Genomic DNA, 11,351 nt, shown 5'->3' on the forward strand with positions numbered 1-11,351 from the left:
TGCGGGCGAGGACCGCGGCGCCGGCGGCGAGCGGGTCCCGGTCACCGTCGCCGGGACGGTCGCAGAGCTCCGCGCGCTCGTCGACCGCCTCGACGCGGCTGACGGCGGCGGGCTCGGCGGCGTGGCGGCCGACCTCGCCGCGGCGGTCGGGACCGAAGCCCCGGCGACCGGTCCGGAGTCCGGGGGCGACGGCGAGAGCGGGGACGGCGACGACACGAGCGACGACAGCGGCCGAGACTTCCCGTGGACCGACCGCACCGCCGTGATGGGCGTGCTCAACGTCACGCCGGACTCCTTCCACGACGGCGGGCGCCACGCCGACCTCGACGACGCGGTGGCCGGCGTCGAGCGGATGGTGGACGCGGGGGTCGACGTCGTCGACGTCGGCGGGGAGTCGACCCGGCCGGGCGCGGAGCCGGTCCCGGTCGAGGCGGAGATCGAGCGCGTCGTGCCGACGATCGAGGCGATCCAGTCGGTGCCGGCGGTGGGGTCGGGCGAGGTGCTGGTGTCGGTCGACACGCGCAAGCCCGCGGTCGCCGAGGCGGCGCTCGACGCGGGCGCCGACGTCATCAACGACGTGACCGGGTTAGAGGACCCCGAGATGCGGTCGGTCGTCGCCGAGGCGGACTGCCCGGTGATCGTGATGCACAGCCTCGACGCGCCGGTCGACCCGGACGCCGACCCCGAGTACGACGACGTGGTCGCCGAGGCGGTCGACGCGCTTCGCGAGCGCCTCGCGCTGGCGGACACGGCCGGCATCGACCGCGACCGCGTCATCGTCGACCCCGGGCTCGGCTTCGGGAAGTCGCCGGCGGAGGACTTCGAACTGCTCGCGCGCTGCGGGGAGTTCGCGGCGCTCGGGTGTCCGGTCCTCGTCGGCCACTCGCACAAGTCGCTGTACGGCGCGGTCGGGCGCGACGCCGACGACCGCGAGCACGCGACGGTCGCGGGCACCGCGCTCGCCGCCGACCGCGGCGCCGACATCGTCCGGGTCCACGACGTCGCCGAGAACCGCGCCGCGGTCGACGTCGCCGCCGCGGTGAACGGGGCGCTCCGCGACGGGGGCGACCCCGCGGAGGGGTCGGAGGACGGAGCGTGACGGCCGCGGCCCGGAGCGACCGCGCGGTCGACGGCAGCGTTTTGCCTCGCGACCCCGTCGCGTCCGTATGACCCGGCGCCTGCTGCTCGGCTGTAGCGCGGTCGGGAACGCGCTCGTCGAGCGCACCCGCGAGGAGCGCGGCGGGAGGGACGACCTAGTGGCGATCACCGACGACACCGGCTGGGCGTCGACGCTGCGCGACCGCAACGTCGCCACCGTCGAGGCCGACCCGACCGATCCCGGGACGTACCCGGACGCGGCGGCGGTCGTGCTGATCGCGAGCGACGACCCCGACCGTAACGTCGCCGCCGCGCGCGCGGCCCGGGAGCGGTACCCGGACGCGATGATCGTCGCGCACCTCGGAACGGCACCGACGGACGAGCAGCGGGCGGCGGTCGCGGCGGTCGCCGACCGCGTGGTCGACCCGGTCGCGGCGGTCGCCGGCCGCGTCTTCGAGGCGGTCGGGCTCGACCGCGGCCGCGGGGCCGATACCGACGCGGAGTTCGCTCGCACCGACGACGGCGAGGACGAGAGGCCGGCCCGGCTGCTCGCGGCGCTCCGACGGCTCTCGGGGCCGCTGCTGGTCGTCGCGCACGACAATCCCGACCCGGACGCCATCGCCAGCGCGATCGGACTGGCGCGGGTCGCGGAATCGATCGGCGTCGACGCGGACGCCTGCTACGGCGGCGAGATCGCTCACCAGGAGAACCGCGCGATGGTGAACCTCCTCGACATCGACCTCCGGTCGTTCGACGGGGTCGACCTCGACGCGTACGACGGGATCGCCTTGGTCGACCACTCCCGTGCCGGCATCAACGACAGCCTCCCCGAGGGCCACCCGGTCGAGGTCGTCGTCGACCACCACCCGCCGCGGGGGCCCGTCGCGGGGTCGTTCGTCGACATCCGCCCCGGGATCGGCGCGACGAGCACGCTGATCGCGGAGTACCTCTCGCGGTACGGGATCGAACCCGAACGGGACCTCGCGACGGCGCTCCTGTACGGGATCCGGATCGACACGAAGGACTTCACGCGCGCGACCGCGACCGACGACTTCGAGGCGGCGGCCGCGCTGCTCGCGCACGCCGACGAGTCGACGCTCGAACGCGTCGAGAGCCCGAGCGTGAGCCCCGAGACGCTGCGCGTCCTCGCGGCCGCCATCGAGAACCGCGACGTCCGGGGGTCGGTGGCCGCCTCCTGCGTCGGCGAGATCGTCGACCGCGACGCGCTCGCGCAGGCGGCCGACCGGCTGCTCGACCTGGAGGGCGTGACGGCGACGTTCGTCTACGGCTACATGGACGGGGTGATCTACGGCTCCGCCCGCGCCCGCGGCGCCGACCTCGACGCCGGCGAACTGCTCCGCGACGCGCTCGACCCGGTGGGATCGGCCGGCGGCCACGCCGTGATGGCCGGCGCGCAGGTCCCGCTCGGCATCCTCTCTGAGGTCCCCGAGTCGGAGTCGCTGTCGGACGTCGTCGAGGCGTTCGTCGCCGGGCGGTTCTTCGAGGCGCTCGACGACGCGCCCGCCCAGCCGACCGGGTTCCCGCCGGAGTTCCCGACGGACTGAGTCCGGGGCGTGCGAATCTGTCGCACGGCGGCGTAAGACACTCGTCGCCGGCCGCCGATCCCGACACCATGCCCGACACGGGTCCCGATACCGCGTCTGACGGCCTCTACGACGAGCGCCCGCGGCTGTACGACGCGATCCAGTCGGAGTGGAACTACGACCGCGACGGCGACTTCGTCCGCGACGCCCTCGACGCCCGCGGAACCGACCCCGAGCGGCTGCTGGAGGTCGGCTGCGGGACCGGCGAGCACACCCGCCGGTTCGCGGCCCGCGGAATCGACGTGACCGCGGTCGACGTCCACGAGGGGATGCTCGACGTCGCGCGCGAGAAGTGTGGGGACGCTTCCGTCGAGTTTCGGCGAACCGGCCTCCCGGACCTCGATATGGACGACGCGGCGCCGTTCGACGTCGCCGTCGCGGTCCGCGGCGTCGTGAACCACCTGGCGCCGGGCGACCTCGACCCCGCCCTCGCCGCGCTCCGCGACCGCCTCCGGCCGGGCGGCGTCCTCGTCTTCGACAACTCCCCGCTGCCGGCCGAGGGGAACCGGCCGGGGCTCGACGTCGGCCGCGACGCCGAGGGCGAAATCCGGTACGTTCGCGTCGCGCACCACGTCGCGACCGACGACGGCCGGCTCGACTGGCGGGCGGTGACGTTCACGCCCGACGGCGACCCGTTCGTCGACCGCCGCCGGATGACGCCGTTCGCGGACGAGCGGATCGCCGACGCGCTCGCCGCGGCGGGGTTCGACGACGTCGACGTCGCGGAGGGGTACGGCCCCGGAGACGAGCGGAGCGTGTTCGTCGCGGTGCGGTAGCGGATTCGTCCTGTGGTCGTCGTGGTCGCGAGCGCGGTCGCTCGTGCGGGAGCGCCGTCGCTCGTGCGAGCGCGACGCCACCGGTCGCAACGTACATACGGCGCGCCGGCGAACTCACTCACATGACCGACGACATCGTCGAACACCGTCGACTGATCATCGCCGGCACCGGTATTTCTGGTCTCTCCGCGGCGATCTACGCCGCGCGGTCGAACAACGACCCGCTGCTCATCGAGGGGGACGAGCCCGGCGGCCAGCTCACCCTGACGACCGACGTGGAGAACTACCCCGGCTTCCCCGAGGGGATCTCCGGTCCGGGCCTGATCAACGACATGAAGGAACAGGCCGAGAAGTTCGGCGCCGAGGCCCGCAACGGCGTCATCGAGGACGTGGCGAAGGAGCCCGCGGGCCACTTCCGCGTCGCGCTCTCCGACGGCGACGTCTACACCGCCGACGCCGTCATCGCCGCCTCGGGCGCCAGCGCCCGCACGCTGGGCGTCCCCGGCGAGGACGAGCTGATGGGGTACGGCCTCTCGACCTGTGCGACCTGCGACGGCGCGTTCTTCCGCGACGAGGACATGCTCGTCGTCGGCGGCGGCGACGCCGCGATGGAGGAGGCGAACTTCCTGACGAAGTTCGCGGACACCGTCTACGTCGCCCACCGCCGCGAGGAGTTCCGCGCCGAGGACGTGTGGATCGAGCGCACGATGGACGCCGTCGACGACGGGGAGATCGAGCTGCTCCTCAACACCGAGCTCACCGAGATCCACGGCACCCCCGAGGACGGCATCGACCGCGTGACCCTCGTCGAACACCCCGACGGCCACCCGAAGGAGAAGCTCGACGACCCCGCGACCGCCGACGAGGTCGACGAGTACGCGTTCGACGTGGGCGCCGTCTTCTACGCCATCGGCCACACGCCGAACACCGACTTCTTGGAGGGGACCGGCATCGAGACCGACGAGGACGGGTACCTGATCACCGAGGGCGGCCGCGGCGGCGGGCAGACCCGGACCGGCGTCGCGGGCCTGTTCGGCGCGGGCGACGTGGTCGACTTCCACTACCAGCAGGCGGCCACCGCGAGCGGGATGGGCGTGAAGGCCGCGCTCGACGCCGGCGAGTACCTCTCCGAGCGCGAGCGCGCCGGCGAGCTGTACGAGGCCGAGGTCGACGCCGCGGCCGCGGACGACTGAGAGGCGGTTCGTCGTTTCGGGTGCGTCCGGTTCACCGTCCCGACGGCTCCCGTCCGCACCCCTGATACGCTCGGTGACTCAAACCCCTCTTTGCGTTATACGCGGTACTATCCGTGACCCTCCCGTCGTCCGAAACGTGATGAGCAGACGTGGTCTGGCCGTCGTCGCCGTTGCGCTCGCGTTGTTCGTGACCGGTAGCGCCGTCGCCCTCGCCGGTCCCGTGTCGGGAGGGCCCGGCGGCCTCTTCGGCGGACCGAGCGATCCGCCGGCGCTGCTCCACTTCGACACCGACGGGGTCCGCTGTCCCGACGAGTTCGCGGCCAACGGTTCGACCTCGGTGGCCGCCGGCCCAAGAAACACGGAGATAACGTACGCTCGAAACGTCTCGCTGCCGGGCCCCTCGTACGCCGTCGGCGGGCCGACCTTCGAGCGACTGAACGAGTCCGCCTACGTCCTCGACGTTCCGATCGAGGAGGCCGGGAACGCCTCCCGGCCGTGTTCGGGCGTCGTCCGCTACAACGGGACGATGCGGATCCCCGCGGGCGACGACCCCTGGACCCTGATCGTGAAACAGGACGGCGAGACGGTCACGACGTTCAGCGGCGACTCGGACCACTCCCTCCTCGGCGGCTCGACGAGCGTGAGCGGAAGCGTTTCGGCCCCGGCACAAACGAACGGCTCCGCGAACGCATCCGGAAATTGATGTTCCACCGGCGGTGAACGAGTTCAAAGCCCCGGCCGCTCCGCTATAAATCGCTGACCGTATATCGACGGTGAGCGTCTCCAAAGCCCCAGCCGCTCGTTTATAAATCGCTGACCGTAGATCGACGGTGAACGACTTCAAGGCCCCAGCCGGGAGGCGGGCGCACGCTCGCTGTCGTTCGAAAGGCGCGGAGCGCCTTTCGTGATGACGAGAGAGCTTCGCTCTCTCGAACCACGCTCCTCGTCGCTCGTTTCACTCGCTCCTGCGGTGCTTGCATCGCCTGCGCCCGCCTCCCGGCTGCCCCTTTGAGTCCCACCCCGCACGGCACCGCAGCCTCACGCCTCCCCAGCCTCGTCGGCCGCCCTCCGCGTTGCTCCGGGCGGCCGACTCCCTCGCGCGTGCTCCTCGCGGCCGCCGGGGGCGGCCGCTCGCAGGCGCGCGCCACCGCGGTTCTATTTATAAATGGTCGCTACCCGTTTCACGACAGCACCTCGACGTCGTACCCCTCGGCTTCGAGCGCGTCGACGATGTCGGCGGCGTGTTCGGCGTCGTCGGTCTCCAGTTCGAGTTCGAGTTCGGCGGCGTTGACGGCCACGTCGCGGGAGGTGCGGTCGTGGTGGACCGCGTACACGTTCGCGCCGGTGCGCGCGACGATGCTGGAGACGCGCTCCAGTTCGCCGGGGCGGTCCTTCAGGTCGATCGTGATCTTGAGGTAGCGGCCCATCTGGACCAGTCCCCGGCGTATCACGGTGCCGAGGCGGTTGAGGTCGATGTTGCCGCCGCAGAGCGCGGCGACGACCGTCTCGCCGTCGTCGTACTCGAACGCCTCCGAGAGGACGGCGGCGAGCGCGACCGCGCCGGCGCCCTCGACGAGCGTCTTCGCGCGCTCCAAGAGCAGCGTGAGGGCCAGGGCGATCTCGCGGTCGTCGACGGTGACGACCTCGTCGACGTACTCCGTCATGACCTCTAGGGTCCGATCGCCGACCGACCGCGTCGCGATCCCGTCGGCGATCGTGTCGACGCTGTCGATCTCCGTGACCTCGCCCGCTTCCAGCGACTTCGCGGCCGAGGCGGCGCCCGCCGCCTGAACGCCGACGACGCGCACGTCGGGCAGCTGTTCCTTGATCGCGACCGCGACCCCCGAGATCAGCCCGCCGCCGCCGATCGGGACGACGACAGTGTCGAGCTCGGGGCAGTCGTCGACGATCTCTAAGCCGAGCGTCCCCTGCCCGGCCATCACGACGGGGTCGTCGAACGCGTGGACGTAGGTGCGGTCCTCCTCGCGCTCCAGCCGGTGCGCGTACGCCTGCGCCTCGTCGTAGTCGACGCCCTCCAGGCGGACGCTCGCGCCGTACCCGCGGGTGGCCTTCACCTTCGAGACCGGCGCGAACTTCGGCATCACGACGGTGGCGTCGACCCCGGCGCGACTGGCCGCCAGCGCCACGCCCTGCGCGTGGTTGCCGGCGCTCGCGGTGACGACGCCGGCCTCGCGCTCCGCCTCCGAGAGCGTCCGGATCCGATTCATCGCACCGCGGATCTTGAACGCGCCGGTCCGCTGGAAGTTCTCCAGTTTGAGGTGGAGGTCGGCGCCGCTCATCTCGGAGAAGGAGCGCGACCGCTCCAGGGGCGTGTGCCGGGCGACGCCCGAGACCCGCTCGCGCGCCTCGCGGATGTCGGAGAGAGTGAGCATGCCACGCCGTCGCCGCGCCGGCCGCTAATCGGTTCCGGTCGGGGCCGACGGACCGGTCGACCACGGTCGCCGGCCCGCGTCCGCCGCGTCGCGTTCGCCGCGCTCGTCCGATCGACGAGCGAGCGGCTCGGCGTTGGTGAAGGGGGGAATGCACGCGTGTGACGTGCGAGTGAAACCAAGCGACGCGAATACAAAAAGGTGGGGCTACCAGAGCGAAAGTGAAACCGCACGACTGCGCGCCCGTCATCCGCCCGTCAGACGGGATCTCGGGGGGTCAGCCGCACCCGCACGTCGCGCTCGTCGAGGACCGATCGCACCCGAGCGGCGAACGGTCCGGGCCCCGGCCACGTCGCGTCCGCGTCGAGTCTGTCGGGGTCGCCGACGTACACCGCGGCGGTCTCCGGGTGCTCGCCCGGCGCGTCGAGCGGGACGGCCTCGCGGACGTACAGCCCGCCGTCGACGTCCTCGTAGGCGTCGAGCGCGTCGATCTCTTCCGTTCGGAGGAGCCGCCCCGCGGTCTCGCCGCCCGGCGCGAGCGTCGGGTACCGCCCCTCCACGAGCCGGAGGCCGTCGAGCGTCGCAGAGCCGACGAAGACGAACGAGTCGACCACCTCGGTGACGGCGTCCGGCTCGGTCAGCGTGCCGTACACGAAGACGTCCATGGGCCCCCGTGGGTCGCTCGCGGATTTCAACGTTCGGACGGTTCTCCCTCCCGTGGCCCCGTCTCACTCCTCCCGCTCTTCGCGCTCCTCGCGTCCTCGTTCTCGTCGCTTCACCTCGCGCAGTCGATTCACGTCCGGGCGGTAGTCGGTCTCTCGATCGACCGCAACGACTTTACTCGCATCGTCGGTTGGTTTCGTAATGCCGACGCTTCGCGGCCACCACGTCGCCTCCCTGATCGGGGCCGGCCTCCTCGTCGCCGCGGCGGTCCACCACGGCACCGAGGTCGAGGCCGTCGGGAACGTGGGGGGGCCGCTGCTGGCGTTCGCGCTCGACGGCGGCATCGCGGTCGCCGTCCTCGCCGCCGGCCGCCGAATCGCTCGTCGTGGACTCTCTCCCGCCGAGGAGTGGCGCGTGGCGCGGTGGACCGCCTCCGGGGCCGTCCTCGCGCTCGCCGCGTTCGCCGCGACGCTCGCGGTCCGCGTCTTCGAGGGGCGCCCGCTGGTCGAACCGGCGTTCCCGATGCTCGTCGCCGCCGGCGCCGGGAGCCTCGGCGGCGCGGTCGCGGGGTACTACGCGGTCCGCCAGGCCGCCGACGCCCGCCGCGCGCGGGACGCGGTCCGGGCCGTCTCGTTCGTGAACCACCTCCTGCGCCACGACCTCCGCAACGACCTCTCGACGATTCGCGGCTACGCCGACCTGCTCGTCGATGAGACGGACGGGTCCGACCACGCGGCGACCGTGGCCGCGAAGGCCGGCGAGGGACTCGAACGCATCGAGGCGACGAGCGCGGTCGCGGACGCGATCCTCGGCGACGCGGGCTCCAGCCGCGTCGACCTGGCGGCGACGACCCGGAACGTGCTGTCGAGCGTCGACGACGGCGACTCGGTGACCGTCGAGACCGATCTCCCGGAGTCGGCGTCCGTCGCGGCCAACGACGGCGTGCGGTCGATCGTCCACAACCTCGTCGAGAACGCGATCGAACACGCCGGCCCGGACGTCACCGTCCGCGTCGCGGTCCGCGTCGGCGAGGGTGACACGACCGAGGAGGTGGGCGACGACGAGGTCGCGCTGGTCGTCGAGGACGACGGCCCGGGACTCCCGCCCGAGATTCGAAACGGATCGTTCCCCGACGACGACGGGCGCGACGAGGGGCGTGCCGGATCGCGGGACGGCGCCGGATCGCGGGACGGCGCCGGATCGCGGGACGGAGGGGTCAGCGGCCTGGGACTGGTCGCGACGCTCGCCGACGCGTACGGCGGCTCCCTCGAGGCCGGCGAGTCGGATCTCGGCGGCGCGCGGTTCGCGGTGACGCTCCCGCACGCACCGGCCGACTCGGCCGGCTTCGATACGTAGAAACCGCGGGCGACCGTCGGGTGTGACGCATGGACTTCCCGCGGCTGCGGCGCGTCTGGAAGCGCGTGTTCTCGCTCGCGTGGCCAGTCATGGCCGAGCAGACGTTCCGCACCGCGATGCGGACGACGGACATCCTCGTCACCGCGCTGTTCTCGCCGGCCGCGGTCGTCGCCATCGGCCTCGCGGACCTCTACGCCCGGTTTCCGCTGCGGATCGGGCTCGGCCTCGGCGGCGGCGCCATCGCGCTCTCCTCGCAGGACACCGGCGCGGACGCCGCGGAGAACCGCGACGAGGCGGTGACGCAGGCGATCCTGCTCGGCGCGCTCGCCGGGGTCCCGTTCGTCCTCTTCGGCTTTCTCTACGGCGAGTTCGCGATCGGCGTGTTCGGCCGGCTCGTCGGCGAGCGGACCTCGCCCGCGGTCGTCGACCTCGGATCGACGTACCTCGCGATCGTGTTCGCGACCGCCCCGGCCCGCCACGTCGCCTTGGTCGGCGCCCGCGCGCTCCAGGGGACCGGCGACACCCGGACGCCGATGTACGTCAACATCGCCGCCAACTCTGTCAACATCGTCGGCTCGGTCGTCCTCGGGCTGGGCCTGTTCGGCCTCCCGCGACTGGAGGTCCTCGGCGTCGGCCTCGCGACCGCGGGCGCCAACGTGCTCACGGCCGGGCTGCTCTGTGCCGCGATCTGGGGGTCGTGGACCGACGCGGAGTTCGCGTGGCCGCGCGACCTCACCGTCGCGAAGCAGCTCCTCGTCGTGAGCGCGCCCCGCGTGTTGGAAGGGTTCGGCTCCGAGATCGCGGAGTTCCCGTTCAACGCCCTCCTGTTGGGCTTCGGGGAGGCCGTCAACGCCGGCTTCCAGATCGGCCGCCGCGTCTACCAGCAGGTGACCGGGCCGCTCTCGCGGGGCTACAACGTCGCGGCGTCGGTGTTGGTCGGCCAGGCGCTCGGCGAGGGCGACCCGGAGGCCGCGCGGTTCAACGGGTGGGCGGTCGCGGGCCTCGGCGTGCTGACGGTCGGCGCGATCGGGGCGGGACTGGTCGTCGGAGCGTCCCGGCTCGTTCCGATATTCACCGACGACGCGGCCACGATCGGCTACGCCGTCGACTTCGCGCGGGTGTACGGGGTCGCCGGGGCCGCGCTCGCCTGCTTCTCCGCGCTGTCCGGATCGCTCCAGGGCGCGAGCGAGACCCGGGTTCCGCTCGTCGCGCGCGTCTCGGGGATGTTCGGACTGTTCTTGGGGCTCTCTTGGCTGCTCGGTCGCACCGCGGGACTCGGTCCCGCGGGCGCGTACGTCGGGGTGTCCGCCGCCTACGTCTGGATGGCGCTCGTCGTCGCAGCCGGGTTCCACTACTCCGGGTGGGCGACCCGCGCCGCCGACATGATGGACGCGCGCGGGTCCGGTCCGGGCGCCGAGTCGAACGCGGGGTCGGACTCGGCGCCCGATCCAGTGCCCGACGAGGACTCCTCGTAGGGGGAGCCGCTGCCGACGACCGCGGCTCCCGATTTCGGTCGCGCCGCTCCCGGTCCGCTACGGCTCGCCGCCGAGCGACTCTTGTTCGGCGCCGGCGTCGCCCCTGAGCCGCCGCCGGCGCTTGTCGTAGGCGGCCTCCAGCTTCGCGTTCGTCGCGCGCGAGACGAGGTAACAGTCCGCGTCGTCGCCGTCGCGCGGGTGCGCGCTCGCGACCCAGACGTGGCCGTCACCGGCCGAGAGGTCGTCCGCCCACCGCTCGGCGGCCGCGCGGCTCTCGAAGGCGTGCCGGGTCCCGTCCTCGAAGACGAGCCGCCCCACCTTCGCGTTCCGCTTCCGCGCCGACGGCTTGATCGCGACGACGACGCTCACACCCGGGGATCGAGCGCCGTCAGTTAAAAACCTCGTCAGACGCGGGCGCTCAGTCGTCGGCCACGGCGCCGGGTTCGGCGTCCGCGGCGTCCGCCTCCGCCGCGAGCAGGCGGTCGAGCCCGTCGACCATCCCGACGACGCTCGCGCGGGTGATGTCCGCGTCCGACGCCGAGACGCTCACGGAGCGGTCGCCCCGCGAGAGGTCCACCTCGACGGTGACGACCGCGTCCGTGCCGCCCGTGATCGCGTCGACGTGGTAGGAGTCGAGGTCGAAGGCGACGCCGTCGCTCCCGGCCTCGCGCTCCGCGCTCCCGCTCTCGCGCTCGCCGTCGCCGCCCCCGCGACCGTTCGACCCGCTCGCGTCGGAACTGCCCCCCGAACTCATCCCCTAACGCTCCCGGTTCCACCCTGATAAACGGGCGGGTCG

General features: G+C 72.8%; 10 protein-coding genes and 1 pseudogene. 7 read left to right on the forward strand and 4 right to left on the reverse strand.

The window, feature by feature from the left end:
* The 5 genes from folP to EXE45_RS15770 form a co-directional block, all read left to right on the forward strand.
* Positions 1-1,099, forward strand: a 1,099-nt coding sequence (gene folP / locus EXE45_RS15750) for a dihydropteroate synthase (protein ID WP_137694873.1), incomplete at its 5' end; no start/stop codon positions are given.
* 67 nt (positions 1,100-1,166) lie between these two features.
* Positions 1,167-2,663: a bifunctional oligoribonuclease/PAP phosphatase NrnA gene (locus EXE45_RS15755; protein ID WP_137694874.1), complete on the forward strand. Its 1,497-nt coding sequence runs from the start codon at positions 1,167-1,169 to the stop codon at positions 2,661-2,663.
* A gap of 68 nt (positions 2,664-2,731) precedes the next feature.
* Positions 2,732-3,478 carry a bifunctional 2-polyprenyl-6-hydroxyphenol methylase/3-demethylubiquinol 3-O-methyltransferase UbiG gene (locus EXE45_RS15760; RefSeq protein WP_137694875.1) on the forward strand — a complete coding sequence of 249 codons (747 nt, stop codon included), beginning with the start codon at positions 2,732-2,734 and terminating at the stop codon, positions 3,476-3,478.
* 122 nt (positions 3,479-3,600) lie between these two features.
* On the forward strand, positions 3,601-4,671 hold the full coding sequence (locus EXE45_RS15765) for an NAD(P)/FAD-dependent oxidoreductase (RefSeq protein WP_137694876.1): 1,071 nt from the start codon (positions 3,601-3,603) through the stop codon (positions 4,669-4,671).
* A gap of 139 nt (positions 4,672-4,810) precedes the next feature.
* Entirely contained in the window at positions 4,811-5,374 is a 564-nt protein-coding gene (locus tag EXE45_RS15770; protein WP_092920727.1) for a hypothetical protein, read from the forward strand.
* A gap of 478 nt (positions 5,375-5,852) precedes the next feature.
* Here EXE45_RS15770 and ilvA read toward each other — a convergent pair whose 3' ends face one another.
* Positions 5,853-7,064 carry a threonine ammonia-lyase gene (gene ilvA / locus EXE45_RS15775; protein WP_092920728.1) on the reverse strand — a complete coding sequence of 404 codons (1,212 nt, stop codon included), beginning with the start codon at positions 7,062-7,064 and terminating at the stop codon, positions 5,853-5,855.
* Positions 7,065-7,318: 254 nt separating this feature from the next.
* A complete protein-coding gene (locus tag EXE45_RS15780) occupies positions 7,319-7,726 on the reverse strand; it encodes a gamma-glutamylcyclotransferase family protein (protein WP_137694877.1) in 408 nt (135 codons plus the stop codon).
* Positions 7,727-7,925: 199 nt separating this feature from the next.
* On the opposite strand from EXE45_RS15780, the gene EXE45_RS15785 reads away from it, so the two are divergent.
* Complete coding sequence (locus tag EXE45_RS15785; RefSeq protein ID WP_137694878.1) at positions 7,926-9,080, forward strand: ATP-binding protein; 1,155 nt, start codon at positions 7,926-7,928, stop codon at positions 9,078-9,080.
* A gap of 29 nt (positions 9,081-9,109) precedes the next feature.
* Positions 9,110-10,555 (forward strand): MATE family efflux transporter, encoded by a 1,446-nt coding sequence (locus EXE45_RS15790; RefSeq protein ID WP_092920731.1) that lies wholly within the window; start codon positions 9,110-9,112, stop codon positions 10,553-10,555.
* A 57-nt stretch (positions 10,556-10,612) separates the two neighbouring features.
* Here EXE45_RS15790 and EXE45_RS15795 read toward each other — a convergent pair whose 3' ends face one another.
* Positions 10,613-10,924 (reverse strand): hypothetical protein, encoded by a 312-nt coding sequence (locus tag EXE45_RS15795; RefSeq protein WP_092920732.1) that lies wholly within the window; start codon positions 10,922-10,924, stop codon positions 10,613-10,615.
* A 49-nt stretch (positions 10,925-10,973) separates the two neighbouring features.
* A pseudogene (locus tag EXE45_RS15800) lies at positions 10,974-11,264 on the reverse strand (alpha-isopropylmalate synthase regulatory domain-containing protein); the annotation flags it as partial.
* Positions 11,265-11,351: the final 87 nt, after the last annotated feature.

The sequence above is a fragment of the Halorubrum sp. SP9 genome (assembly GCF_005435015.1).
GTDB classification, from domain to species: Archaea; Halobacteriota; Halobacteria; order Halobacteriales; family Haloferacaceae; genus Halorubrum; species Halorubrum sodomense.

Coding starts and splice junctions, on each gene's coding strand:
- EXE45_RS15785 (WP_137694878.1), top strand. CDS start 7,926: ATGCCGACGCTTCGCGGCCACCACGTCGCCTCCCTGATCGGGGCCGGC.
- ilvA (WP_092920728.1), bottom strand. CDS start 7,064: ATGCTCACTCTCTCCGACATCCGCGAGGCGCGCGAGCGGGTCTCGGGC.
- EXE45_RS15755 (WP_137694874.1), top strand. CDS start 1,167: ATGACCCGGCGCCTGCTGCTCGGCTGTAGCGCGGTCGGGAACGCGCTC.
- EXE45_RS15760 (WP_137694875.1), top strand. CDS start 2,732: ATGCCCGACACGGGTCCCGATACCGCGTCTGACGGCCTCTACGACGAG.
- EXE45_RS15790 (WP_092920731.1), top strand. CDS start 9,110: ATGGACTTCCCGCGGCTGCGGCGCGTCTGGAAGCGCGTGTTCTCGCTC.
- EXE45_RS15770 (WP_092920727.1), top strand. CDS start 4,811: ATGAGCAGACGTGGTCTGGCCGTCGTCGCCGTTGCGCTCGCGTTGTTC.
- EXE45_RS15780 (WP_137694877.1), bottom strand. CDS start 7,726: ATGGACGTCTTCGTGTACGGCACGCTGACCGAGCCGGACGCCGTCACC.
- EXE45_RS15765 (WP_137694876.1), top strand. CDS start 3,601: ATGACCGACGACATCGTCGAACACCGTCGACTGATCATCGCCGGCACC.